This window comes from Oceanospirillum beijerinckii DSM 7166, from assembly GCF_000422425.1.
Lineage (GTDB): Bacteria > Pseudomonadota > Gammaproteobacteria > Pseudomonadales > Halomonadaceae > Oceanospirillum > Oceanospirillum beijerinckii.
This window is the reverse complement of sequence record NZ_AULT01000022.1, coordinates 57,373-84,112: the sequence shown is the minus strand read 5'-3', so window position 1 is coordinate 84,112 and position 26,740 is coordinate 57,373. Positions and strand designations below refer to the sequence as shown.

The following is a 26,740-nucleotide window of genomic DNA, read 5'->3' as shown; positions in this document are numbered from 1 at the left end:
GATAAAAACTGACGCTGTTACACAGCTTAATCTCAGCTACAACACCTTGATCTCAGCTACAACACCTTGATCTCAACCGGGCCCAACTCTGACCCCGCTTTGATCCGATACGTTTTGCCTTGACCGGGTAGGTTGAATTTTTGCTTTAACAGGGAGCGGTCACCGTGTTCGCGGGAAGCTTCAAAGCACAGTTGGTACTGGCCTGCTTTTACGGGGTTCCCCTGGTAATCTTTACCGTCCCAGCTCAGAGTGAAACGACCGGGGGCTTTGGTTGCGCCTGTAACTGCATCCAGATTTTCCTCCTGATAACGTCCGGTTTTTCGCCACCAGCGACGCAGATCCTTCAGCCATTTTTTATCTTCATGCCAAACCGTCAGGGTTTTGACGGCCTTGCCTTTACTGTCTTCGACCCAAGCGGCCACATAGGGGCGTTGGTACTGGCCTGTTTCAATGACAGGTAACGTGAACTCTATTTCCACGTTATTGATGTCTGTTTCTATGTGACCGGTTGCATTTGGGGTCGCGTGCACTTGATGAGCGGGCATCACTGCAAGGACACTGAGTAGCACTAATGCAGCCAGTAGCGGCTGAGAGGATTGGCCCAATGAGGTTTTTAATTGCCCGGGTTTAAATGACAACGTGAATGCTTGCAAAATGTTTCGATAAGAAGGCATTAAAGTGCGCTCCAGTACAAAAGAAGAGATAAACCTGTGCCCAGACCACAGACACCAAACAAACGGGCGCGGCGTTTTTTCTGAGGTAGCAGCAGCCAGAAGCCGGTCAGGGTAAACAGCAACATGACCAGGGCGGAGAAATCGATAAAAGCCTGCCAGATCGCACCGCTATGACGCCCTTTATGCAGATCGTTCAAAATAGCGATAGTGCCAGCGTTCTTGCGCTCCAGTGTCAGTCGTCCTGTCGCCAGGTCAAACTCCGCCAGGCTATAACCGCCAGGACGCTTGGTATCAATCACTAAAAAGCGCTCTTCCGGGTCCCAGTCCAGATTGATCGCCTGACCGCGAATACCATGCTCTTGACGTAACCACTGGATCAGCGGCGCTGCAATGATCCAGGCATCGCTCTGTTCCTCGCCGGACTGTGCCCCATTCACGGCCAGTTGGCGCAGTAGTGGTTCGGGGAGATCGGTTTCATACAGCTCACTGGCTTGATCGTCAGAAAACCAATCCTGATGATTCAGCGTGATACCGGTCACAGTAAAAAACAGCATCACGACCAGCATCAGCATGGAACTGTACAGATGAAGTGTTCGGATCAGTTTAGGTGGAAACAGGTAAGCTAATTTGTCCAGCACGGGTCAGTCTTATCACAGTGGTGTATGAAATTGCGGTTAATTATCGAGTGGTCTTGATAATCATTTTTATTTTAAAATTATGGTGCTGTCAGCCGGTTGGGGAAATGCAATTTACATTTTTTACATACAGCGCAGGGATATCGCTCCGTCAGAGCGATTTATCTGTGGTGATAATGGCGAAAAGAGGCTTGTTAAGTGGTTTTCGACAAGGCTTGATCAATGGTTTGAAGCAGAGATGACGCTTCTAAAGGTTTGGTAATATAGCGCTCAAACAGCTCGGTATTTTCGCCGCTTTCAACGGCGTCTGACAGGGTATTAGCCGACAGTGCGATAATCGGTATCTGCTTCGTGCCCGGATTCTCTTTGAGGTAGGCTGCGGCGTCAAAGCCGTTAATGTCTGGCAAATTAATATCCAGAATAATAAGATCAGGTTGTAAGGCATCAGCCATTTCTATACCGTTGTAGGCAGTACCTGCGATATGAAGATGCAGATCTGAGCGGGGGTGAATCATCTTTTCCATCAATGTGATATTGGCTGTGCTATCTTCGATATAAAGTAGTGTGCGGCCATGGTGGAGCGGGGAGGTCCCACGGTTGTCTGCTTCTGGACCCGCTGTGCGAGCTACTGTGTGAGCCGCTGTGTGATCTGCTATGCGAGTGGCTGTTAAATCGTCGTTGAGTGTATTTTGCGCCTCGGCATTGGCAGTGGGAAGATCGATCCAGAAAGTACTGCCTTCACCTTGTACACTATGAACACCAATATTCCCACCCATCTCCAGCACCATCTTCTGTGTGATAGCCAGGCCGATACCGGTGCCTTCGATATCGCTGTTTTCCTGCTGCAAACGATTAAAGGGCTGAAACAGTTGCTCCAGTAAGGTTTCAGGGATGCCGATACCTGTATCCCTAACACTAATACGTAATATTGAGTGGCTTTGAACACTGGTGGTGATATCAATCTCACCGTGATCACGATTATATTTTACGGCATTGGATAAGAGGTTGAGCAGGATCTGTTTGGCTCTCAAGGGGTCGGTATATAGGTGGGGCAGATTGGAATCCATCTGGTCAATGATCGTGATTTTCTTTTCTGCGACCATAATACGGCAAAGATTAATGCATTCACTGAGCAATAACTCAGTATCCACTTTTTTGTAGTTAAAGCTCATCTTGCCTGCTTCTACCTTGGCAAGATCAAGAATGTCATTGATCAGTGATAGCAGATGGTCGCCGCCTTCTGAAATATGATGTACATATTTTCGTTGCTCCTGGCTTAGGGGGGGCTCATCCGCATCCAGCAACTGAGCAAAGCCCAGAATGGCATTGAGAGGGGTGCGTAGCTCGTGGCTGACCGAAGATAAAAACTCTGATTTGGCCCGATTGGCTTTTTCCGCATGCTCTTTGGCTCGCTCTGCACTTTCTTTGGCACGTTCTGCACTTTCCTTGGCTTGTTTGAGTTGCTCCTCGACATATTTACTTTCGGTCAGGTCGCTGATAATGCCGGCAAAACCAGGCGCGGTATGACTGTCAATCACGCTGACAGCTAGGCGGACCGGCATAATCGAACCGTCTTTACGTTGCGCTTCCACATCCCGCCCGGTACCAATAATGTTTGATTGGCCACTGCGATGAAAGTGTTGAATAAACTCATTGTGTTGACTGCGATAAGGTTCAGGCATCAGGATGGAGGCGTTTTTTCCCAGCACATCTTCGCTCTGATAACCAAACATCTTCTCGGCCGCGTTATTAAAAGAGGTTAACGCACCGCTATTATCAATGGTAATAATCGCATCAGCAGCATGCTGCAATATGATTTGCAGTTGCTGTTCGTGATCTCTGAGGTTGGCTTCAGCAATGGCTCTATACTGTTGATGCTGATCAACCGAGTCGATAAAACGATTGGCAACACTGACTAAATTGCCCAGCTCGGTATCCAGGTTCTTTTGTTCTATCTCTAAGCGGAGATGGCCTGGGCTTTCGGGGGAGATACTTTCAAAATTACGGATCAGGCGAGAGAGTGGTGCGATGAGCTGATGATTGGTAAAACCAAAAAAGAGTACTCCCAGAAGTATCAAAAGTAGTATGGCAGAGGAGCCCACCAGGTAAGAGAAGCGGGTTAAATTGGTAATGGAGTTCTGTAGCTGCTGATAGCTGTTCTTCTGTGTGTTATAGAGATACTGTTCCAGTATTTGAATCGCTGAGCTTGCGGGTTGGTTATCCACTCTGACCTGTTGATCAATCTCCAGTGGCGAATAGCCACTTTTTTTCAGCTGTTCTGCTTTAACCAGCATGACTTTATATTGGTTGATTACGCCTTCCAGTTGCTGAAGCGCCTTCAGCTCTGGCTCCGATAGCCCCAGGTTGCGAAAAGCGGTCAGGGCAATTCTGAGCTCCAGCAGTTTATGATGGACGTTTAATACCCGCTGGCGTTCACCCCGTAAGATATAGTTCTTAAAGTGATGGATAACACCTTCAAATCCAATTACCGTTTTAATTTGTCCCAGAATTAAGACCTTCTGAGCGTTGGTTTGTTGATAGAGGGACCAGTCCCGGCCCATTGCCTCAATTCTTTCCGTGGTTTGGTGTGAAAGCAAGGCCGATGCCAGAACAGCCAGCATCAAGCCGGAAGCGATAATCCAGCGAAAGGTCGAGATACGAAATGAGGTAAACATCGCTCTAATCCTTATTGGCCTTCTGAATAAACACGTTCAGAGTGCTTTTCCTTAGCGAGGAATTGCTGATATTGCAGTAAGCGGCGTTTAAACAGGTCAACCTGGGCAAACACATCACTAGGAGATTGATTGCTTATCTCTCTATCCATATAAAACGCACTGATCGGCTGCCGGGATTGGGTGGCATTAATATACTCAGCGACCAGTACTCTCAGGAGTTGAGACGATAGAATAAAGACGCTACTGGGGTGAATTGAGCTATCAGGGTGGGTATTTTGCAGGGTATGGTAATGATCAATCCAGGCGGGGCGGTAAGAGATAGCAGGGCGTTCAAATATAGACTCTAAGTGTCGCTTTACTTGTTCAACCTGTTGATAAACATCTTTGGGTTGTTTACCTGTAAATTCATCGGGTTGCAGCGCGGTAATTAAGGCGGTTTGTTCACTGTTCAAAGATGAGTGCTGTAAGAATGCGATGAGTGCCTGATTGATGTTCAGCCAAATACCGTAGACATGACCAGGGGTAAAGCCAAAATCTGTTGCTTTTGCCAGTGATGAGCTCAGCAATATCAATAATAAACAGATCAGTCTGATTGCAGCCAATACGGCGTGTGCCAACTTGTGTTTGCCTGATTGTTTCTTGCGCTGCATATACCTGAAACCCATAAGGTTATATGACCAAAGAACACCATGAGTTGTTTGAGTATGAGGACATCGGGGGGCTTTTGCCAATACTGTATAGAAAATATTTCTGTCTTATCCACGCTGTGTCTCAAAAGGATAAGGGTATCGAGGCATAAATACTTTTATGTCGGTATTTGGATGATTAAAAGTAAAGGCAATAAAAAAAGCTGATGCCTTGGCATCAGCATATGCGATTGAAGTAAGCGATATTATTATAGAAAGTGTTGTTTTAAGAGGTATAAAATAAGCACTCAAATGAAATTTCTGTTCGGCTCTTAAAGCCTGTTATTAAGGTGCTCAGATCAATATCAGATCTATATCAAAGTACCTTGGTTTGGGTTAGTACGTAGAATATTTCCTTCCTCTCCGATCAGTGGTCGGAGAGGAAAAGGGATATCGAAAATTTTTTGTGCTGGTACTGTGCTGGTACTTAGAAGCTATAAGCCGCTGTCAGTTTAAAGTTACGGCCCGGCTCAGCATCATCCAGAAGTAACTGACCAAAGCTAGGGTGATTACTTTCGCCAATACGAGAAACATGGGATACGTAGTAGGTATCAAACAGGTTTTCGATACCCGCAGTGATAGCAAGACCTTTTACTGTGTCCGGTGTCCAGCGTGCAGAGATACTATGCACGTCATAGCCGGACTTATCGTAATTCTCTTCTTTCAGTACGACCTGGCTGTCCCACTCCAGTTCCAGATTAAGCGCTGGTAACGTGTAATCTACCGTTAAGCTAATGCTGTCACCAGCTTCATCAGCAAAAGGCATACCTGTTGCTTCCTCTTCACTGTTGCTCTTGGAGTAAGCTAACAGTACTCCCAGGTCACCTTTGTCCGCTTTTACACTGGCTTCGAAGCCGCGCAACGTAACCTGATCAACGTTTACCCAGGTGTTGTTGGCACGTTGCCAGGCGATGCGATCTTCGATATCACTGTTAAAGGCAGTAAAGCCGACTTTCAGCTGATCCAGGCCTGCCAGGTGATTGGTTTTATAACGCAAACCAATTTCAGTATTAGTCCCGGTTTCTGGTTTAAGGTTCGTATTGACTTCGTTAACACTATCCGCGTAAAAAGCCTCTTCCAGATTGGGTCCCTGGAAAAGGGTGGTATTGGATAAATGGAATGTCAGTTCATCGGTGACATCTACTTCCGTCGCGACACTCCAAGTGGTTTTGCTATAGGTGTTATCGCGAGCAGTGGCATTCAGATCATAGTGATTGTGACGAATACCCGGTATGAAGCGGAAGCTATCAGTGATGGCAATCTCATCCTCCAGGTACAGCGCAATACTGGTGGCATCTTCACCGCCTTTGTCTGCGCCATCTTTTTTCATCTCAGTTTCTTGCTTATTAATTTCGGCACCGTAGCGCAGATTGTGGCTATAACCAGCCATATCCAACAGGCTTTCAGCCAGAAGTTTGGCACCTGTATTGATGGTAGTACCTGCCTTTATCTGATATTCATCGGCATTTTCCTTACGCTCCAGTTCCAGATCATTATGGTACACGGATGCACTCAGGAAGAGATCATCACCTTTATCTAACTCATAACCTACACGAAAGGTTTTACGGTCATAAGTGGTTGGATACAGTTTGTCACCGGTAATCGCGACATTAGTCGCCACACCCATATCAGGACGATAAGGGTAGTCACCTTCATCATTGTACTGATCGTAGCTGAACTCCAGGCGATTGCTATTATCAATATCGAAGCCTACTTTAAACAAGCCGTTAGTGATCTCTCCGTCACTACCCAGGTTTTCACGGCCTTTGCCATCTTCAGGGTTATCTCGATCAACCTGATAGATATAAGCCAACAGATCGATATTGCTGCCGACACGGCCGTAACTGGTCAGAGAGTAGCCCGCATATTTATTAGACGCCACATGACCTTGAATACGACCACCAAAGTGATCACCCGGTGCCAGCAGATCCTTGGCATCTTTCGTTTCAAAAGCCACACCGCCGCCGAGTGCTCCTGTCAGCACAGAGTTAGCGCCCACCTGAATATCAGCCGCTTTTAGGATATCCGGGTTAATCAGAATATTACCGGCATGGTGATACATATAGGCGTTCTGGCTGACGCCATCAATAGTGATATCCAGGTCGGTATCATCCAGGCCTCGAATGGTTATTTTCTGGTTAACAGAGTGAGTACCGCCCACTTCAACGCCTGGCAGGCTGCGCAGCAGGTCACTTAAATGGTCCGCTTGTTTTAGCTCGATATCATCATCACCCAGGAAAGTGGAGGTGCTGGAGACTTGCGTAGCCCAAACTTCAGTTGTGTTGTTGGCGATATCCTGTTTTTCGGCCCAGGCGCTGGAGCTGGCTAATCCAATTGCAATGACAAGAGGAAGTTTTTTAAGTGACGGCTTGTTGTTCATTAATACACCTTGCTGATAATGATTCTCAATGGCGGTGTTTATTTTGCGAATAACTCTCATTTGAGGGAAAGAAATTTACACTCTTTACGTTTGTCTATTGGTGCCGCACGACAGGTATGTTCACCCGGCAAGAGAGGAATTTGACGGGGCTGTCTAGTAACCAGGCTTTTTGCTGGATTCTAATGTACTAAGAAATAAGGACGCTATCCCTCAGGCTAACTCAAAACCTGGTGTTGTTATCAGACTTTGATATTTTTGTGTGTTTTTATGTTAACGCGACAACATAAGGAGTATCCATCTGCTAACTTTAGGGATGGATTATGAAAAAGATGACGTTGTAAGGCATGTCTGAGAGCTTATGTGTTGCTTCATTCTACCGCTGCTCACCAGGCAAAATAACAAACTAATGGAAGAGTATTCGTAGGGATACGGCACAGGGCATTTACCAGAAAATGCACGGTATTTTTGACTTGATCAAGGGTCACACTGCCATGAGTACAGGCTACATTTGCATTTTATCCTGCCGCAAAGCACCCGGTTCTATCGCTCTTCACAGTACTGAATATCGACCTCAATCAGCTATCAGACGCCTAAACAATAAGCTTGATTCGAGTTTTGAATTAGAATATGTCGTATTAGTGAGAAACCCGACCTTAGTCATCCATCAGATCAAACATAAGCTTTCTAATGTCGAGTGCCATGTTTTAGATCGTAAGCTAGTCTATGTCTTAAGTGTGAATGAGGCTACTGAGGTTATTCAGCGCATTACTGGCGAAGAAGGCCTGAATACTCATTCGAAACCGGATTTTTTTCAGGAAATGATTCTTTGCGAGTCTTTGCAAAGAGTGACTATCCCTAACATTAACGCAAAAGTTCCTAAAATTGAGTTGACTGACTATGAAGGCTGCTTAGCTGAAATTGGTCGACAGGGGTGCCCTCAGGCATTGAAACAGCTGGCCGACGTGTGTGAGAAAAATGCCAAAAATAGTCTGAAATTCAGAACCTACTGGCGGGAATATATAGAGATGTCACTGAAGAAGTGTGAGTTCTATAACTGTCAGCCTGCAACTCTGGGATGTATTCGTACAAGTGTCGCACGAGAGGCGATGCATTATCTCTGGGTATTAGTAAAAAATAAGTGGTTAGAGAGCTCTGATATCCGCTTTACTAAAAGCTTCTTATTGGCTGCAGATAAACATGTGCTGAAAGAGTTTATTGATATCCTGAATAACGAATGGGGTATGGATCAGGTGCGTGAAGACTTTAAAATGCTGGAGCATGAAACTTAGGCCGCTTGATATTAGCGGCCACTATTCTGATTCGGCCAATGATCTGCCCTTGTTGCAATGGGCGGATGAGGCTTTTGTGGTTTCGCCGGAAGCGAGCTTGGCCCAGATTGCACAGGAAAAGCAGTGGCCAATTCTACATTGGTCTTAAATTTCTTATGGCAGTCTTTCAATTCATTACAGAAGTTACATTTCAAAACATAATATAAGAAATATTTAATTGATGTAGGTCAAATAAATCTATTAAATAGCCCGCCATCGAGTAAGGCCTTGATTATCAGGGCCTCTTACCCCAGGGCCCCCACAATAATGCTAATCGCCCAGGGAGTCATAAGTGAATTAGCTAACTAATGAGGGCTATATGCAACACGTTTTTCGTAGATTTCGTATTCAGCAGCGTATCGGGTTTATTCTTCTATTATCAGTGGCCAGTATGGCGCTGCTTATTGTGATTTTGTTGCAACAGGAGCGACAAAATATGGAGCAGCAGAAAGTGGCTGAATTAAGAAACCTGACACTGTCTGTGGCCTCGCTGTTTGATAGTCTGAATCAGCAGGTTCAGGTTGGAGAGTTGTCACTGGAAGAGGCTCAGCAACGGGCATTGAAACGTGTTGCGGATCTGAGGTTTGGCCTGGATGATTATTTCTGGTTGATGGACCTGCAGGGAAACTATCTGATGCACCCATTCAAAGCCTCTCTGGTGGGACAGAATGCTGCGGGCACTCAGGATATTCAGGGCACTTACTTTTTGGGCAATATGACACAGGATCTGGCCCAGAAAGGGGAAAGCGCTTCCCGTTACTACTGGACCCGCCCGGGTAATTCACAGCACGTCCCTAAGATGGCCTATATTCTGGCGTATAAAAAGTGGGGCTGGTCGATTGCAACGGGGGTCTATATTGATGATATCGAAGCGGTTTACTGGCAACAGGCACAAAAGATTATTCTGATATCTGCGGCTCTGATGATGGTAATGGCTGTGGTTGTTTGGTTGCTGGCGCGCAGTATTACTCAGCCTCTGCGGGCAACAGTACAGGCGATGCAGTCGATCAGTCAGGGAGAGGGCGATCTAACTGCTCGACTGGATGTGAATGGTAAAGATGAAATCAGTGAGTTAACGCAGGCGTTTAATACCTTTGTTAATCGCATTCATTTAGTGATTATCAAAGCCGGGCAGGCTTCAGAGGCGGTTTCCGCCGCCGCAGAAGAGCTGTCATCAATTACCAAAGAAAGCAGTCGAACCATTGAGCATCAGGCGAAGGAAACCGATCAGGTTGCCAGTGCGATTCATGAGATGTCTGCTACTGTGCATCAGGTGGCACAGAGTGCCGGAGAAGCCGCTCAGGCGGCCAACCGTGCGGATCAACAGGCGATTGAAGGTAAGAATCAGGCTCAGACAGCCATCAGTGCCATTCATAGTTTGACCGGCCATATTCGCAGCTCTTCCGATGTTATCCAGCAGCTGCGCAGCGACAGTGAGAATATTGGCTCGGTACTGGATGTGATTCGCTCAGTGGCAGAGCAAACGAATCTGTTAGCGCTAAACGCTGCGATTGAAGCGGCCCGTGCCGGTGAGCATGGACGAGGTTTTGCGGTTGTGGCCGATGAGGTGAGAGGGCTGGCCCAGCGTACACAGGAGAGTACCGATGAGATTCAGCAGGTGGTGGAAACCCTGCAAGGGGCTGCCCAGCAAGTGGTGGATGTGATGGCCTCCAGTCTGGCCTTTACTGAGGAAACAGAGCTGAAAGCGACGGCCGCGGGCCAGGCGATGGAAAGCATCATGACAGCGGTTGAAGCGATCCGTGAAATGAATGATATGATCGCCAGTGCCGCTGAACAGCAGTCGATTGTAGCGGAAGAGATCAATCAAAGCGTTGTCAATATTGTCGATATATCCAACGGTTCGGCTTCGGCAACGGAGCAGGTGAACCAAGCCAGCCACGAACTGGCGCAGCAGTCGGATAGTCTGCACGGTCTGGTTTGTCAGTTCAGGGTTTAAGGCTAAAAGACCTGTTGAGTCTATTGAGTACGATATAAATCCCTTGATAGCTTCACTGGCCTGGCTGGTGAAGCTTCTGTGCTCATTCTATTTCCCCTTCTTTCTGTTCCTTCTTCTTTCTGTTAACACCTTGTTTAAGCAGGATATTTCTGTAAATAAAGCAAAAGAACTATTTTTATATATCTATAACCAATTGTTTTGATTAAAAAAATACTGCATTTCTTAACATTTAAATATGTTTACTCGCTATCTCTCCAGCTAAAATGACGGCTTTTTCAGCAGATAGACAATCAAGGTGGCTTTTTTGATTAGCCGGTGGATTATTTTACTGACCTCTCTATGGCTTGCCGGATGTATGTCCCAGGTACGTCATCAGCAGGAAACATTAACTGAACTCAGGCAGTTTCGCTCTGATTTAACGACTCATGTCGAGCCTCTGATGCTTTCTGTACGCCAGAATAAGGAGGAAACCCATGCCCTGCGTCTGGAGTTGGAGAAACTGCAGCGTCAGATCGCTAAAGTACAAAAGCATAATGCTGAAGTGCTGAGTCAGTTAACCCAGCTGCAACAGACTCAACTTATGGCTCAGGCTGAAGAAATGCCTCGGTCCATGGTGGCAGAAAAGCTGAGTCAGGACCGTGATAAGGTGATTCTGGGCAGTCGGGAATGGGTTTGGATCGATAACATAGATCAACACCTTAAAGCTCGTATCGACACCGGAGCGACGACTTCTTCCATTAGTGCTGTTAATCAAGTGCAATTTGAGCGCAATGGCGAGAAGTGGATTCGTTTTGATTTAACGACCCGCAAGCAGTCCTTTACTGTGGAGGCGCCGATATTACGTTGGGCTCAGATCCAGCAAGCTTCCTCTGAAACCCCCGAGAAGCGAGCTGTTGTTGAGCTGTGGATTCAGGTGGGTAAGTTAAGGCAGAAGGTTGAGTTTACACTCTCAGACCGGCGCAACATGCGTTATCCGTTGTTGATGGGCCGCGAGTTTTTCAAAGATATTGCGCTGATTGATGTGGGACGATCTTATATTCAGGGTAAAGCACGCACCGAAAACAGCGCTAAGCGCAATAGCGCAAAACCGGCAGTGGACAGTTCGGCTGAGCTCTCTCAAAAGCACTCTCAAAAGCTCTCTACGAATCATTCTGGAGACATGAACTGATGACGCGCCGGATTCCATTTTATCTGCTGATTTTACTGCTATTGGTTGTGGGAATTGGACTCAGCATTTACCGACATGATGTGTATAGTGTGCCCTGGACACCCGAAGAAACCCGCGAGCAGTGGGTTGTTGAGGCGCGTATTAAGTTTATAGCTCAGGGTGATCCGGTCAATGTGGTGATGCAGGCCCCGGATACTCAGGCTGGTTTTACATTGATCGATGAATCAACCGCTTCCCAGGGTTATGGTTTTGCCATGGTTGAGGAGGATGGTGAACGGTCAGCGCAATGGAGTATACGCAGCGCCAGTGAAGAGCAGTTGATCTACTATAAGGCCCGTTTCCTGGTAGATCCTCAGGCCGCAATTAATACTCTCCCACCTGATGCGCCGTTACAGCCTGTGGTCTTTGAGCCTCAGCGACAAACGGCGGCCCTCGCCTTACTGGAAGAAGCCCATCGCCGCTCAGCGGATACCGTCACTCTGGCCCGCGCTTTGGTGATGCAGTTTAATGATCAAAGTAATCAGAATGCGGCTTTGTTGCTCAATTCTATCCGACGTGAACAGGCTTTGGTCGCGCTGCTGGCGATGCAGGGCGTGACAGCCAGGGTGGTACCCGTACTGGCATTAAAAGACGGCCGTCGACGACAGTCCATGACTCCTATGGTTGAGCTTTGGTCCGAGCAGACCGGGCGCTGGTTACTCTTTGACCCTGTGACCGGTAAAGCCGGGCAGAATAACAGACTCCTGGTTTGGGGGAAAAGTTATCAGGCGTTACTGGATGTGGTGGGTGGACGTCACTCTGATATTTCTTTCTCAATGCTGGAGCAGGATATTCCCGCCAGTCAGGCGACCTGGGAAAAGGTGCAGGCTGAAGATCTGCTTAACTTCTCAATACACAGCCTGCCGGTAGAAGAGCAGGCGATGTTTAAAACCATCATGCTGATACCGGTAGGCGCGCTGATTGTGGTGTTTCTGCGCATTATCGTGGGCATAAAAACTTCGGGCACCTTTATGCCGGTGCTGATTGCGGTGGCTTTTGTGCAAACGCAGCTGCTCACTGGCATTGTCGGCTTTCTGGTGATTGTGGGCACGGGCTTGTTGATTCGCAGCTATCTGTCGCACTTGAATCTGCTGCTGGTGGCTAGGATATCGGCAGTCATTATTGCGGTGATACTGATGATCTCAGTATTGGCGGTGATCGCGTATCGTGTAGGTTTGGTTGAAGGTTTAAGCATTACCTTCTTCCCGATGATTATCTTGTCCTGGACCATTGAACGTATGTCGGTGCTATGGGAGGAAGAAGGCCCGAAAGAGGTGTTGGTTCAGGGCGGTGGCTCCCTACTGACGGCTGTACTGGTCTATCTGGCGATGACCCATGAACTGGTGTCGCATTTGACCTTTAATTTTGTCGGGCTGCAGTTAGTGATTCTGGCGATTATTTTACTCCTGGGGAACTACACCGGTTATCGCTTAACGGAACTGCGCCGCTTTCGCCCTCTGGCGGAGGTGCGATGATGTTACAAGCCAACTGGTTGCAGTGGTTGCGAATGCCCTCAAAGCTCTCCCAAAAGGGCGTGCTGGGTATGAATCAGCGCAATCACAGTTATATCGGTCGTTATAATGATCGCAGGCTCTACCCCCTGGTGGATAATAAGCTAAAAACAAAGCAGATTGCTCTTCAGGCCGGGGCCAAGGTACCTGAATTGATTGGAGTGATTCACAATCAGGCTGAAGTGCGCCAGTTAAAGAAGCTGATACCTCGGGCGTCTGGTTTTGTGATTAAGCCCGCTCAGGGTTCAGGCGGCAAGGGCATTATGGTGATTACCCATCAGGATGACGGGCGTTTTTTCAAGCCGTCCGGGGCTGAAGTCTCCAGTGCTGATCTTGAACGCCATGTCAGTAATATTCTGGCGGGGTTGTTTTCTCTGGGTGGCAAAAACGATGTGGCGTTGATTGAGAGCCTGATTGAGTTTGATGACCGTCTGCTGAAATTCAGTTACGAAGGGGTGCCTGATATCCGCGTGGTGGTTTTTCATGGCTTTCCTGTGATGGCGATGATGCGCTGTTCGACAGCGGCTTCAGATGGCAAAGCCAATCTGCACCAGGGTGCCGTTGGGGTTGGGTTGGATATTGCATCAGGCCGTGCCGTTAATGCTGTACAGTTTGACCATCCCATTCGGCATCACCCCGATACTCAAGCGGATTTAAGCACTTTACAGGTGGATAACTGGACAGAGTTATTGCAACTGGCCTCCAGTGCCTGGGAGATGACCCGGCTGGGTTATGTCGGGACCGATATTGTGTTGGATAAAACACGGGGACCTATGATTCTGGAACTGAATGCCCGTCCCGGCTTAGCGATTCAGATCGCCAATGCCTGCGGTCTGCTACCCCGTTTAAAATATATCGAGCAACAGTTGGACTCAGGACAGCTCACCGTGCTCTCTCTTCAGGAGCGGGTCTCTTTCAGTCAGCAGCACTTTCTGCGCGAGGCTTGTTTCTAAAGGTCTTTCTGTTCCTGACAGGATGATTTCTTCCTGCTGACGACATGCGTATAATCAGCTCTTTTAATTATTGGGTACTAGCGATTATGGCGCGCATCCTGTCTCTGGATACTTCCACTGAAGCCTGTTCCGTGGCTTTAAAACTGAATGATGAAGTGGTCGAAGATTTCAGACTGCTTCCTCGTAAACACACTCAGCTGCTGCTACCTATGGTGCAGGAGATACTGGCCAATGCCGGTGTGTCGTTAAAACAGCTGGATGCAATTGCTTTTGCAAATGGCCCAGGCTCTTTTACTGGCTTGCGTATTGCGACCGGTGTAGTTCAGGGCCTGGCGTTTGGTGCTGACCTGCCCGTTGTACCTGTGACCACGCTGGAAACCATGGCTTTTACCCAATACCGTGAGACCTATTCCCGTCATATCGTTTCTGCGCTGGATGCTCGTATGGGTGAGGTGTACTGGGCGGCTTATCACTGGAACGGCGATGGTTTTACCTGTCTGTCTGAGCCTGCGGTGTGCGCGCCGGATCGAGTGGATCTGCAACATTTACCCAAAGAGTTGCAGGATGCGGACTGGGTTGGCGTGGGGTCCGGTTGGCAGCTGTTTGATCAATTCTCACCGATTATTCAAAGCCAATTGCAGCAGACTAACGCTGATCTGTTGCCGCGAGCCGGAGATATTGCCCGTTTGGCAGAGCTGTACTGGCTGCAGGGTGTTCGTGTGGCCGCAGAAGAGGCGATCCCGGTTTATCTGCGTGATAACGTGGCGTTTAAAAAGGGTGAAGGTCCACACGGTAAGTCTGAGCAGGGTAATACTTAACGACCTTTATTCCAGGCAGGGGAGAGATGTTGTCAGACATCATGTGGCAGGTCTGAGAGATATAGGGGCTTCACGTTTTTTTGACAACATTTATGGTTTCTTCTCAGTTTTTCGGCACGGCTGCCATGTTTTTCAACATGATTGTCTGGGCAGTGGATTGATAATAGTCATCATTGATAGTTCATCTTCGATGATGATCAGGGGAACAGAATGGATTGGTTGCAGGTTACTTTTCTGGCGTTGATTCAGGGGCTGACGGAGTTTTTGCCGATCTCCAGCTCAGCTCATCTGATTTTACCTTCAATTGTGTTTGGCTGGCAGGATCAGGGGTTAGCCTTTGATGTAGCTGTGCATGTCGGTACTTTGATGGCTGTAATGCTCTATTTCCAGCAAGATCTGCGTCAGATGATTCTGGCCTGGTGCCGTAGTGTTTTCCTACGGCAGCATAGTCAGGCAAGCTATATGGCCTGGGCCGTTATCGTAGCAACGATTCCTGCAGGCCTGGCCGGTATCCTGTTAGGGGATCTGATTGAACTGCACCTGAGGTCTGCACTGGTTATTGCGATTACGACGCTGGTATTTGGTGTATTGCTATGGTGGAGTGATAAAGCTGGTCGACAGAGCCGTGGTGAGGGTGAAATGGGAATGCGTGATGCCGTATGGATCGGTTTGGCTCAGGCGCTGGCTTTGATACCAGGAACTTCACGTTCAGGTATTACGATTACAGCGGGTTTGCTGCTGGGGCTGACCCGACAAGCAGCCGCTCGTTTTAGCTTTCTGTTATCCATTCCTTTAATTCTGGCTGCAGGCCTGCTAAAGACTGTGGAACTCTATCAGGTGGGCTCTGAGGCTCAAATTAGCCATACATTGGTTGGTGGTGTTATTGCTTTTGTCTCGGCGCTGGCCTGTATTCATCTTTTTTTGCGTTTATTGGATCGGGTCGGCATGTTGCCGTTTGTACTGTACCGTATGGTATTAGGTATCGCACTGATTGTGTTTGTGGTGTAACTGATGACAACAATACCTCTTTGGTTGTGGGCGGAAAGCGCTGACTACCAATCCCTGCAAGAGTTCTGGTTTGAGCAACTAAAAGGATGTTTACCTGAGCATCTTGATCTGAAACTCTGCTCCGAGCTTCCTCGGACGACTGGAGACTTAGTTTTGATCGTGGGCTCAAATGGCCTGAGCCTGGGTGAAACCGGAAAAAAAGCCCCTAAGCCGATTCAGGTTAACTTTGTTTCCGGTAAGTCTGCCCATCGACGCCAGTTTGGTGGTGGTAAAGGGCAGATGATCGCTAAAGCGGTCGGCATGAAATCAGGCGTTAAACCTTCTGTTGTTGATGTGACGGCCGGTTTGGGTGGGGATGCCTTTGTGTTGGCTGGATTAGGCTGTGAGATGTTACTGCTGGAACGCCATCCTGTGGTTGCAGCACTATTACAGGATGGTCTGGATCGGGCCGCAGAGGATTCTGATGCGGTTGAGGTGACCCAGCATATGCGTCTGGAGCCGGGCAACTCCATTGAGAATCTGGCCAGGGTAGTTGAGGAAACGGGCTTTAACCCTCAAGTTGTCTATGTTGACCCCATGTTTCCGGCACGGGAAAAAAGTGCTGAGATCAAAAAAGAGATGAAGCTCTTTCATCAATTGGTGGGGATGGATACCGATGATGATCAGCTACTGGCAAAAGCGTTGGAGATCGCGACTCATCGTGTGGTAGTTAAGCGTCCGCGGAAAGCTCCAATTATTGCTGGCCCTGAGCCAAGTTATGTACTGGAAGGCAAATCCAGTCGTTATGATATCTATACTAAAAAGCGTCTGGGAGAGGGCTGATTTAGGGGGAGCTTAGACAGGGTGTAAAGCATCAGTGATTTGGTGTCTGAATAATGGTATTTAGGCTTATCCAGGCAATAAAAAAGGAGCACTGAGTGCTCCTTTTTTATCGGCCATGAACAAGAGGTTATTCTTGTTCTTCTTCCGGGCTCTGGGCATTCAGTGTGCCCAGGATAAAGCCGTTAACCTCAGACAGACGACCACGCCACCACATACCACGGTTATTTGGGATAGGGGCGCCGGTATTGTTAAAGAAACGGGCATCCTGCAGGTGGATATAATTGGCTTTATCGGCAGCCGCTTCTTCACCCTCTTTGGGTGCATACATGCCTGCATAAGTATTAAAAGCCTGCTGAATGGTGCTCAGTGCTTCATTGTCACCAAAATGGGCCGCTGTTTCTGAGATGAATTCATCAGAGAAACCTTCGAAGTATTTGCCGCCGTTTACCAGGAAGCCAGATACTAAGAAACCATCCATTTGCAGGGTGATACCGATCTCAAGGCCTGTGTTGTTTACTGTGGTGACCAGGCTTTCCAGAAACCAGTCTTTGTTCGTTGCAATCATTTGATCCGTTGAGTTGCTCATCAGAATTCTCCTGAATAAACCCTGCTCTGTAGTAAAAGAATATGTAGGCTTGATCCTAACACAGCTTTTGTGAAAAAAAATATCGTAATCATAGGGTTATTCGATAGTTTTGTGGATTTCTTCTCTTTTTTTGTCTGTCAGCTGCTGAATACTGTGTCGAATGGCGGGGTCAAATAGATCGCGGCATTTATTCGCTAAACTGAGAAGTTGAGAGTTGAAACAGATTTTGTTGTCTTGGCTCAGAGAGAGGTAACCGAGAGAGAGTAGAACCTGAGTCAGTTGCTGGAACAAAGGTTTGTGGAAATACTCTGGTGCATTCAGGCCATGCAGAATCGAAAGGCGTTGAGCCAGTATCTGACTTTCCTGCTCCAGTTGTTGTTGATCAAAATACCCTGAGTCATGGTGCAGTAAGAGAGCAATGATCAGATAGCCTCGTTCCAGAGTTGGTTGAATGGGTTTGGCTAACATCTTTAACAGAGTTTGCTTGCCTTGATCATTCTCATTTATTTCAAGTTGCTCGTCGTTGTCTGCGGATACTTGTATGAGTTTTTGCGCCATTAGCCATTGGCACAGGCGTTCAATCTCTGCAGGTAGTTGCTCCATTGGCCAGGGCAGGAACAGCTCTTTCTGCACCAAAGGGTATAAACGATTGACCTGCTCTATCAGGGTCACTTTATTGAGTTGCCGTTGCTGGTTAAAGCAGAAGGCGATCAGAGATGGCAGGGCAAACAGATGCAACACATTGTTGCGATACCAGGTCATCAGCACAGCCTGGGTATCATTCAGTTGCAACAGATCACCATAGCTGTGGGGTAAACGGGTGACCAATTGCAGCTTTTCTGCTTCTGCCAGCAGCTGAGTTGCATCTTGTTGACATAAAGGTGCTGATAAAGGCAAAGAGCCTGGCGGCTGTGCGGTCGTTTGAGACGATCCGACATTGTCATTATGCAGCTGGCGACAAAGCTGTAAAAACTCCAGCAGTGTGCTTTCTTCCAGAGTGAGGCGGCTTGAGGTTAGCAGAGCCAGTGCACTTAGATTGGCACCGTTCAGGGTAGCCGCTTGGTTAATGCCAACCGCGACTTGTTGAGCCACTTGGTGGACGGCTTCCGGTAACCATTCAGGGCGCGGCCCTGTCGTAGAATCACGCCACCCTGGCACATGATGATTGAGGCTATTGGTCAGATCAATAGGCTGGCCAAATGACAGGCTGACCTTGCCGAAGTGCTGTTTCAGGGTTTTTAGCGAACGCAGCAGATCAAACAGAGGTTCACCTTTTTTCTCTTTACCGCGCAACTCGCCCAGATAGGTGCCCGCTTCAACGACTTTCTCATAACCGATATACACAGGCACCAGTTTAATCTGGCGATGAGGGTTGCGCAGATAGCCGCGAATGGTCATGGAGATCATGCCTGGTTTGGGGGTTAACGTACGACCGGTACGACTGCGACCACCCTCGACAAAATATTCCGTGGCGTAACCCTTATTGAGCAGATAGGCCAGGTATTCGGAAAATACCGCAGCGTATAGCGGGTTATCTTTAAAGCTTCTGCGCAGGAAAAAAGCACCGCCGCGACGCAATAGCGAGCCCACCAATGGCATATTCAGATTAATACCAGCCGCGACATGTGGGGGTGTCAGACCGTTATGGAATAACGCATAAGAGAGCAGTAGATAGTCCATATGGCTGCGATGGCAAGGGACATAAACAAGCGTACTGTGTTTAGCGGTTTCCTGCACCTGCTCAATATTATGGATATCAACACCGTCATACAGGCGGTTCCACAGCCAGCTCAGCAAAACATCAAACAGCTTTTGTGTACTAAAGGAAACATTAGCCACAATCTCATCAGCATAACGCAGGGCATTGGCCTGAGCTTTATGTTTACTCAGTTGCTTCTGTTCGACGGCCTGATGAATAGCCAAACGTACTGCATCACTGTCAACCAGTTGATGGATCAGTTGCTTACGTTCGGTTAACTCTGGTCCAAGAATGCCTTGGCGTATCTGGCGAAAGTGTACCCGTAACAGACGAGCCGCTTTGCGGCAGTGTTGATTTAACGTGACTTGTTCGCTGGTGCTAATCAGTTCCTGAAGGGAAACGGGTTCAGCAAAATGGACCAGTGTATGACGACCATGGAAGACGATATCACTGAACCGTTTTATTGCCTGGCGCAGCCAGCCTCGCTGGTCATTAAAAAGGTTACGTTTGTTTTGACTTTTTCCAGGAGAGCGGCCCAGGAAGATCGATACGGGAACCAGTTGGACATCCTGCTCAGGATGATCAAGCAGGTGCGCCATAATTCTAACGAGACGTGGTGAGAGTGAATGCAGGGGTAAGCCGGATGAACCCAATAGTCCAAGCTGGCGATAATAACCACGATGCAGGGCGAGATAGCTGGCGCTCTCATAGTAAGCGTCGTGGCCCGTCTGATCATTTGTAAAGATGAGGGGTTGTTCAGAATGAGGTAGAGTAAACTTACGACTGATGTAGGACAGCAGCAGACGCTCAGTCAGGCTTTTGCTGGATAGCACATAGCAAATACGGGTTGAGGCTTGGGGGGGCTCTGCAGATTGACTGCTGCTTGTCGGCTTAGCAATATCCAGTTGAAAACCGTCGGGTTGTTTGCCGTGGAAACGAATGCGGATAAATAGTATCAATAGTGCTTGTAAGGCACGTAAGGCAACATTTTGCAGTCGGTTGAGTAATGTATTATCAGATTCAACAGAACTGGCTGGGCGCATCATCTCGTATAGCTTCCTGAATATTTTTACTGAAGAGCCGGCTAGAGCAGGCAAAACCGCCTGGTCATTACAATGTCATTAAGCCCGTTAGTATACGTGTTAAAAGAGTTAAAGGCTTCTCTCATCTATGGTGTGCAGAGGCTGCCTATACCGAATTATTTCGGCGTTACGGAGATCACTTTTGAAATACCAACCCTTACCGGATAAAGCTGAACGTGAAATGGCGGAGATCAGCCCTGCCAGTTTATGGCAGGTGGTGAAGCAGCATAAAAAAGAGCTGATCCTGGCCAATCTGATCGCGATTATTGCAACGGTGGTCAGTGTGCCTGTGCCCCTATTGATTCCTTTGTTGGTCGATGAAGTTTTACTGGATCAGCCGGGGCAGCTGATCGCTTGGTCCAATGGGTTATTTCCCAGTGATTGGCACGGTCCTGTGTTGTATATCTCTCTGGTGTTGGTTGCCACGATTGCGATGCGTCTGGTCGCTTTGGTGTTAAACGTCTGGCAAACCCGGGAATTTACCCTGATCTCAAAAGATGTGGTGTTTATGTTGCGCCGACGTTTACTGCAGCATTTACAGCGTATCTCTATGGCGGAGTATGAAACGCTCGGTAGCGGTGCGGTGGCGTCTCATCTTGTGACGGATGTTGATACGATTGACCGCTTTATCAGCTCATCGGTCAGTCGTTTTATTGTGGCAGTATTATCGTTGATAGGTGCAGCTGTCATTCTATTGTGGATGCACTGGCAGATGGCGCTGTTTATTTTGCTGCTTAATCCTCTGGTGATCTGGGTCACCATGCGCTTGGGCAAACATGTCAAGCAACTGAAGAAAAGCCAGAACTCGGCTTTTGAAGCCTTCCAATTGGCACTATCAGAAACGCTTGACGTGATCCAGCAGCTAAGAACCAGTAACCGGGAAGGTCATTATATTCAGCGTTTGGTGGGTAAAGCAGAGGCGGTTAAAGATCATTCCGCTAATTTTGAGTGGAAAAGCGATGCCACCAGTCGTTTAAGTTTTCTGGTATTTCTATTCGGTTTTGATCTGTTTCGCGCTCTGGCGATGCTTATGGTGCTGTTCTCTGATCTGACCGTGGGACAGATGCTGGCGGTATTTGGCTACCTGTGGTTTATGATGGGGCCAGTACAGGAAGTGTTGGGAATTCAATACTCCTGGTTTGCGGCCAAGGCGGCAACGGGGCGGTTAAATAACCTGTTATCCCTGCAACAGGAGCCGGTTTATCCGTGCCAGACTAATCCTTTCGCAGCTGCCGAGACCGCCAGTATTGAGATTAAAGATCTTCATCTTCGCTATGGTGATAATGAAGCGGTACTTAAAGGCGTGAGTCTAACGGTGCAGCCTGGCGAAAAAGTGGCTTTGGTAGGTGCCGGTGGCGGTGGTAAATCTACCGTGGTTCAGGCGATTTTGGGTCTCTATCCCATGGAACAGGGGCAGATCAGTTTTAGTGGAGTACCGATAGAGCAGATCGGTTTACAACAGGTACGTGATTCTGTCGCAACAGTACTGCAGCATCCAGCCCTGTTTAATGGTTCGATCAGAGATAATCTGACTTTGGGGCTAACCTTTGATGATGAACAGCTTTGGCAAGCGTTGGAGATTGCTCAGCTAAAAGACTTTGTTGAAGAGCTGGATGAGCAGTTAGCTACTCTGGTGGGGCAGAAAGGTTTACGTTTATCCGGTGGTCAGCGTCAACGTTTGGCTATTGCTCGTATGATATTGGCAGAACCTAAGGTGGTGATCCTGGATGAGGCCACATCAGCTCTGGATACAGAGACCGAGGCGAAACTGCATCGTGCTTTGGAGCAGTTCCTGCAGGGGCTCACAACACTGATTATTGCGCATCGACTGAGTGCGGTGAAACAAGCCGATAAGGTTTATGTGTTTGATGATGGCTGTATTATGGAGCAGGGCAGTCATGATGAGCTGCTTGAGCAAGGTGGCATTTATCACAAACTTTATGGTGAGCATCAAACCCACTAGCAGACTCAAAACAAAAGCTAAAAAGCGATTGAGGCCATCATAGGGCATCTGAAACAGGATTATCGACTTCCCAGGAACTGGCTGAAAGGTAGGTGATGCAATAAACCTGTTAATGAATATCACCGTCATTTTTAACAATCAAATGACGAAAAAAACCCCTGTTCAAAAATGAACAGGGTCGAATGACAGCAATTGCCGGGCTATGTCACCCAAATCGGTTCTATGCAAAGCTTAATTTCACTGATTGCCTGAATAGCTGTTGTCCATCGCTAAAAGCTTTTGATGTGCCATTCCCTGTATGGGAAGAGAAATCATGGTTATTTCTCACTCTGCTCTGGACGTCGGCGTCCTATCATAATGACAATAAAACTGATCACTTCATCTCTGTGTTGGTTATAACCTCTGAACTGAATGCGCAGTACACCACGATCCGGCTTAGAGCGGGAAGGTTTTACCTCAATAATTTCCGCACTTGGTGTGATCGTGTCTCCAGGGCGAACCGGTGCTAAAAAGCGCAATTCATCAATACCCGGGCCCCCCATACTGACCGCTTTAAACACTCCAGACTGTATGATCATACGAAAACACAGCGACAGTGTCTGAAAACCACTGGCGATAACCCCGCCATAGGGGCTTTCAGCTGCGGCCTGGGCATCAATATGAAACGGTTGCGGATCATAGGTCAGGGCAAAATCCAGAACCTGACCTTCACTCAGTGTGAATCCAGGGCCTGTGATTACCTCGCCCTGAATAAAATCATCTAAATATCGCTCCACTTATCTCTCCTGTCAGGCATGTCTGATGTTATATCTTGGCTGCTGTTCCTGCCGCTTAATGCTGGCCTCAGATACTGTCACTACTTCGGACACTCTTCAGCCCTGTGTTCTGAATGCTTAAGTATCATTACCGGACGGCAAGGCCTGAAACTCCAGCAGACAGACTTGACGGATACGCTCGGGCAGTTCGACTACTTTGCGCTTTTCGCTATCAAACCAACCAAAAACTGCTTTATGTACAGCGGCAATCTCACCGTTTTGACGATAGACCTTATTAACAACCTGGATGGACTTCTGTGAACCGGTGGGCTCTCCAGGCTCCAGTGTTACTGTGACCTGCTCACCCATAAACAGCTCACGGAAATACTCGGTTTCTTCTTTAAATAGAACAGGGCCTAACCCCTGCTCTTTTAACCATTCGGCAGTCATGCCGATCTGATTCATAAAACCGACCCTGGTGTGTGCACATAGATCGGCATAAGCACTGTGGCGCATATGTTGGTTGGCATCGCAATCGGACCAACGAACTTCAAACTCTTTCTGATACAGTGCATCACCATTCTGAGACATGGTTTTCTCCGATATTCTTCAAACAACAATCTGGCTTTCAAATGCAGTGGAACCAGAATTGAAACTATTGTTGACTCTTTTTACGCATAAGTTAAATTCATTGTTGAAATGACTGTCATGATTATTAATCATTAACTTTGTAAGCGTACTATACGGCATCGTGGAAGCAGGACTGATAGCCATCTACTGATATTTGGGGTAACGGATGAATATCAAGACCTTAAGAAAATTTGATCTCAATGCCTTGGTGACACTACAGGTACTGTTAGAAGAAAAGCATGTCACCCAGACTGCAGAAAAACTCAACCTGACCCAATCGGCGGTGAGCCGTACTCTGGCAAAACTACGCCAGATGTTTGATGACCCATTATTGGTAAAGTCCGGCAAACACCTTGCCCTGACAACAAAAGCAGAACGGCTGCAGCCACAGCTAAATAAGTTATTGGAAGGTGTCAGTGAACTGTTGATTCCAGATGCCTTTGACCCCGCTACTTATCAAGGCAGTATACGCCTGGCAACAACAGACTACGGCAGCCATAGTATTCTTCCCCGTCTGGTGCCTTTGTTGAATAAAGCGGCACCCAATGTGCAACTCTCAGCCCTGGACTGGCGTTCTAATCTGTTAACGGAGCTGGAAGATAACAAAGTCGACCTGATTATTGGTGGGGCGACTGAGCCTCCTGCAGATATCTTCCAGCGTGTGGTTGCCCATGACCACTTTCAGGTGCTGGTACGTCGTGGACATCCTCATGAACACTACATTTCGTTGGAGGATTACCTTCAGCAGGATCATGCCATGATCAGTCCTACCGGCAGCGGCAATAGTGATATTGACGAGCTATTAGCAAAGCAAGGTATGGCTCGGAAGATTGCCGTACGGGTGCCTCACTTCTTTGCGGCCCTGGAAATTATCGCCAGAACCGACTTTATGATTTTACTACCGGCAAACTTTATTCGCCGCTATGTGGATCTGGACCGTTTTTCAGTGCTGGACGCACCCTTTCAGATCCCTGCTATTGATATCTCTATGTTTTGGCACGCCCGTATGCACCACGATCCGCTGCATAAATGGTTTCGGGGTTTTGTTTACCAAACGATTTACAGCCACCCTAAACGGATAATACAGAGTGAGTGAAATGTGCAGATCAAGTGATCTGACGATAAGCCAGTCATACAACGGGAATGGCAGACGTGATCGATCCCCGTTCAAAAAGAGATGCCGAGCCTACGCTAATGCCGAGTCTACGCTATAGGGGGATACCCTTCCGATAGAGAAATTTGAGTTGCTCTTTACTGGACTAGCTGGCTTCTTTGAGCTTCAGCGCCGGGGCTTTTAACAGCTTGCGCACTTTGCCGGATATGTTGATCGTGCCCTGCTCACTGTATTTGCGACTGTTACTTTCGATCTTTTCCAGTTTGTAGAGATAGTTCACCATCAGTCCGCCGGATTGCTTTAAGCCGTTAACAGAGCTATCCGCCATCCAGTTCAGGCGCTCCAGCTGGGCACCATTACTCAGGTGAAAGTGAGCGACAGGATCTTTAGCACTACCGGCCCTGCCATGTTTGTTTTGCTGTCTGACAGATGAGAGGTAATAGGCTGCAATGGTCATGAGCTGTTCTTTTTGTGCCGGAGTGATCTGGGCATCACTGATTTGTTGGCTTTGTAGCTTTTCCAGCCAGCTCAGCTCAGCCAAGAGATCAGGATCTTTTTGTATCCAGCGACATAAGCCTGGGATAGGAGATAGCGTGGAAAACTGTTGGAGCTGAGGAAACTCGGCTTGTAGCAGCTTTACTACGCGCTTAATCAGAAAGTTGCCAAAGCTAATACCCGCCAGCCCCTTCTGAGCATTGGAAATAGAGTAAAAAATAGCCGTGTCTGCTTGTTTGATATCCTCTACCGGTGCGGAGATATCCAATAGATGCTGCACGTTATCGGACAGACCGTTGACCAAGGCTACTTCAACAAAAATCAGAGGTTCGTTGGGCATGCTCGGGTGGAAAAAAGCAAAACATCTTCGATCCGAATCCAATCGGTTCTTCAGGTCATCCCAGCTACGAATGGCGTGTACGGCCTCATAGGCGATCAGTTTTTCCAGTATTTCGGCACTGGAATGCCAGGTGATTTGCTCTAACTGCAATAAGCCAATATCAAACCAGGAAGTTAGCAGACGCTTTAGATCCTGCTCCAAAGGTGTGAGTTCAGGGGCGTCTTTTTTTAGTGCCAACAGTTCGGCTCGCATATCCACGAGAAACTTTACTCCCTGTGGTAATTCACTGAATTGAGTCAGTAACTTCATCCGTACGGGCTCAAGTGCCGCTCTTAATGAGCTTTCAAGCTGGTTTCGTTCATTGCCTGAGGTGGTCTGCCACTGTTGAATCAGTTCACTGAGCTGTTGCTCATTGGTGCCATAATGCTCCGATAGCAGCTTTAAAAAACGCATACGGCCTTTATCACTGAGCGACAGAAAGCCATTACCTAAGGCCGCTGCTTTTGCCCGCGCGGCAACCTCGCCACCTTCATCCGACAGGCAGGCATCGATCCACTGTTTAAGCACCTGTTCATCCGCTGCGGTTAAATCCTCTGACAATTCCAGTTGATCCCGGGATCGGCGCCCCTCGTTCGAGTCACGCCAAAGAGGCAGAAGTTTGAGAATGGTTTTTTCCAGGATGCTGCTTTCTTTTGCCTGCATGTTTCACCTCATTCAGCGCTTTGAGTACAGGAGTTCAACCCTTTGTTGCTGTGCAGGTTAGCAAACCTTTTTTAAAAAACCAAGGGTTTATACTTGGTTTTAAGAGGGTTTGTGTGTAGTCTTTGGCAAATACTATTGTTTCTATCAACAAAAATGTCAGGAGAAGACAATGTCACAAGAGATGATGACTGAACTGCATGGTCTATATCTGGAAGATCTTAAGGAGGGTATGAAGGCCAGCTATGCCAAGACGATTACCGAGGCTGATGTGGTGCTTTTTGCGGGTATTACAGGTGATGATAACCCTGTTCATATCAATGCTGAGTACGCTGAACAGACCATGTTCGAGCAGAGAATTGTCCACGGTATGTTCAGTGCTGGTTTGATCTCAGCGGTGCTGGGTACAAGGCTTTCAGGGCCTGGGGCAATTTATATCGATCAGCAGCTTTCTTTTAAAGCTCCTGTTCATATCGGTGATACTGTTGTGGCAACAGCGACCGTTGTGGAAATTAATGAAGAGCGTCGCCGCGTTCGTCTGGAAACCATCTGTCGGGTCAACAATAAAGTCGTTGCTGAAGGCTTTGCGACCAATATGGTTGACCGAAAACCTGTCCAGTAATCAGCAGATTACCTCTATTGATTAAGTTTTGAGTGAGGTTTTTCAAGGGTAAACCCTTGTTTTAGTTGCTCGCACTTGAGACTATCTCTTATGAGAGAGGG

Annotated in this window: 22 protein-coding genes; 12 read left to right on the top strand and 10 right to left on the bottom strand. The window is 47.7% G+C overall.

What is annotated here, in order from left to right; all coding sequences use genetic code 11:
• Positions 1 to 56 precede the first annotated feature (56 nt).
• From H579_RS24760 to H579_RS0107780, 5 genes are all read right to left on the bottom strand, one after another.
• The gene (locus H579_RS24760; protein ID WP_102049304.1) at positions 57 to 674 is read right to left on the bottom strand and encodes a DUF2271 domain-containing protein; all 618 of its coding nucleotides are present in this window, start codon (positions 672 to 674) and stop codon (positions 57 to 59) included.
• A complete protein-coding gene (locus H579_RS0107800) occupies positions 674 to 1,312 on the bottom strand; it encodes a PepSY-associated TM helix domain-containing protein (protein ID WP_051227422.1) in 639 nt (212 codons plus the stop codon). The genes H579_RS24760 and H579_RS0107800 overlap by 1 nt, the downstream gene beginning before the upstream one ends.
• Before the next feature lie 191 nt (positions 1,313 to 1,503).
• Positions 1,504 to 3,984, bottom strand: a complete 2,481-nt coding sequence (locus tag H579_RS24755; RefSeq protein WP_051227421.1) for a PAS domain-containing hybrid sensor histidine kinase/response regulator — start codon at positions 3,982 to 3,984, stop codon at positions 1,504 to 1,506.
• A gap of 11 nt (positions 3,985 to 3,995) precedes the next feature.
• Positions 3,996 to 4,634, bottom strand: coding sequence for a hypothetical protein (locus H579_RS0107790; protein WP_028300208.1), 639 nt, complete (start codon positions 4,632 to 4,634; stop codon positions 3,996 to 3,998).
• A 463-nt stretch (positions 4,635 to 5,097) separates the two neighbouring features.
• A complete protein-coding gene (locus H579_RS0107780) occupies positions 5,098 to 7,050 on the bottom strand; it encodes a TonB-dependent receptor domain-containing protein (RefSeq protein ID WP_028300207.1) in 1,953 nt (650 codons plus the stop codon).
• A gap of 734 nt (positions 7,051 to 7,784) precedes the next feature.
• Between H579_RS0107780 and H579_RS0107775 the strand changes: the two genes are divergently transcribed.
• The 9 genes from H579_RS0107775 to H579_RS0107735 all read left to right on the top strand — a co-directional run bounded on the left by H579_RS0107775 (position 7,785) and on the right by H579_RS0107735 (position 16,654).
• Complete coding sequence (locus H579_RS0107775; RefSeq protein WP_157834573.1) at positions 7,785 to 8,339, top strand: hypothetical protein; 555 nt, start codon at positions 7,785 to 7,787, stop codon at positions 8,337 to 8,339.
• Complete coding sequence (locus H579_RS29075) at positions 8,329 to 8,487, top strand: hypothetical protein (RefSeq protein ID WP_157834572.1); 159 nt, start codon at positions 8,329 to 8,331, stop codon at positions 8,485 to 8,487. The genes H579_RS0107775 and H579_RS29075 overlap by 11 nt, the downstream gene beginning before the upstream one ends.
• Before the next feature lie 210 nt (positions 8,488 to 8,697).
• Positions 8,698 to 10,335, top strand: coding sequence for a methyl-accepting chemotaxis protein (locus H579_RS0107765; RefSeq protein WP_036565690.1), 1,638 nt, complete (start codon positions 8,698 to 8,700; stop codon positions 10,333 to 10,335).
• A 355-nt stretch (positions 10,336 to 10,690) separates the two neighbouring features.
• A complete protein-coding gene (locus tag H579_RS24750) occupies positions 10,691 to 11,503 on the top strand; it encodes an ATP-dependent zinc protease family protein (protein ID WP_051227420.1) in 813 nt (270 codons plus the stop codon).
• Positions 11,503 to 13,017 carry an inactive transglutaminase family protein gene (locus H579_RS0107755; RefSeq protein WP_028300204.1) on the top strand — a complete coding sequence of 505 codons (1,515 nt, stop codon included), beginning with the start codon at positions 11,503 to 11,505 and terminating at the stop codon, positions 13,015 to 13,017. Before H579_RS24750 ends, H579_RS0107755 begins: the two co-directional genes overlap by 1 nt.
• Positions 13,014 to 14,006 (top strand): alpha-L-glutamate ligase-like protein, encoded by a 993-nt coding sequence (locus H579_RS0107750; protein ID WP_245583230.1) that lies wholly within the window; start codon positions 13,014 to 13,016, stop codon positions 14,004 to 14,006. The genes H579_RS0107755 and H579_RS0107750 overlap by 4 nt, the downstream gene beginning before the upstream one ends.
• A 44-nt stretch (positions 14,007 to 14,050) precedes the next feature.
• Entirely contained in the window at positions 14,051 to 14,824 is a 774-nt protein-coding gene (gene tsaB, locus H579_RS24745; RefSeq protein WP_245583229.1) for a tRNA (adenosine(37)-N6)-threonylcarbamoyltransferase complex dimerization subunit type 1 TsaB, read from the top strand.
• A gap of 210 nt (positions 14,825 to 15,034) precedes the next feature.
• Positions 15,035 to 15,832: an undecaprenyl-diphosphate phosphatase gene (locus tag H579_RS0107740; RefSeq protein WP_028300202.1), complete on the top strand. Its 798-nt coding sequence runs from the start codon at positions 15,035 to 15,037 to the stop codon at positions 15,830 to 15,832.
• Between the two features lie 3 nt (positions 15,833 to 15,835).
• Complete coding sequence (locus H579_RS0107735; RefSeq protein ID WP_028300201.1) at positions 15,836 to 16,654, top strand: class I SAM-dependent methyltransferase; 819 nt, start codon at positions 15,836 to 15,838, stop codon at positions 16,652 to 16,654.
• A 127-nt stretch (positions 16,655 to 16,781) separates the two neighbouring features.
• Here the strand turns inward: H579_RS0107735 and gvpU are convergent, their stop codons facing one another.
• Together gvpU and plsB are read right to left on the bottom strand one after the other, a co-directional pair.
• Positions 16,782 to 17,240 carry a gas vesicle accessory protein GvpU gene (gvpU, locus tag H579_RS0107730; protein WP_028300200.1) on the bottom strand — a complete coding sequence of 153 codons (459 nt, stop codon included), beginning with the start codon at positions 17,238 to 17,240 and terminating at the stop codon, positions 16,782 to 16,784.
• Between the two features lie 96 nt (positions 17,241 to 17,336).
• The gene (gene plsB / locus H579_RS24740; protein ID WP_051227419.1) at positions 17,337 to 19,985 is read right to left on the bottom strand and encodes a glycerol-3-phosphate 1-O-acyltransferase PlsB; all 2,649 of its coding nucleotides are present in this window, start codon (positions 19,983 to 19,985) and stop codon (positions 17,337 to 17,339) included.
• A 178-nt stretch (positions 19,986 to 20,163) separates the two neighbouring features.
• Here plsB and H579_RS0107720 point away from each other — a divergent pair, with 178 nt between their 5' ends.
• Positions 20,164 to 21,984 carry an ABC transporter ATP-binding protein gene (locus H579_RS0107720; protein ID WP_342662781.1) on the top strand — a complete coding sequence of 607 codons (1,821 nt, stop codon included), beginning with the start codon at positions 20,164 to 20,166 and terminating at the stop codon, positions 21,982 to 21,984.
• Between the two features lie 317 nt (positions 21,985 to 22,301).
• Here the strand turns inward: H579_RS0107720 and H579_RS0107715 are convergent, their stop codons facing one another.
• Complete coding sequence (locus H579_RS0107715; protein ID WP_028300198.1) at positions 22,302 to 22,760, bottom strand: MaoC family dehydratase; 459 nt, start codon at positions 22,758 to 22,760, stop codon at positions 22,302 to 22,304.
• Positions 22,761 to 22,877: 117 nt separating this feature from the next.
• Positions 22,878 to 23,330, bottom strand: coding sequence for an acyl-CoA thioesterase (locus H579_RS27740; RefSeq protein ID WP_051227418.1), 453 nt, complete (start codon positions 23,328 to 23,330; stop codon positions 22,878 to 22,880).
• A 205-nt stretch (positions 23,331 to 23,535) separates the two neighbouring features.
• Between H579_RS27740 and H579_RS0107705 the strand changes: the two genes are divergently transcribed.
• A complete protein-coding gene (locus H579_RS0107705; protein ID WP_028300197.1) occupies positions 23,536 to 24,465 on the top strand; it encodes a LysR family transcriptional regulator in 930 nt (309 codons plus the stop codon).
• Positions 24,466 to 24,628: 163 nt separating this feature from the next.
• On the opposite strand, the gene H579_RS0107700 is transcribed toward H579_RS0107705, so the two are convergent.
• Positions 24,629 to 26,020, bottom strand: a complete 1,392-nt coding sequence (locus H579_RS0107700) for a malonyl-CoA decarboxylase (RefSeq protein WP_028300196.1) — start codon at positions 26,018 to 26,020, stop codon at positions 24,629 to 24,631.
• 184 nt (positions 26,021 to 26,204) lie between these two features.
• Between H579_RS0107700 and H579_RS0107695 the strand changes: the two genes are divergently transcribed.
• Positions 26,205 to 26,639, top strand: a complete 435-nt coding sequence (locus tag H579_RS0107695; RefSeq protein ID WP_028300195.1) for a MaoC family dehydratase — start codon at positions 26,205 to 26,207, stop codon at positions 26,637 to 26,639.
• Positions 26,640 to 26,740: the final 101 nt, after the last annotated feature.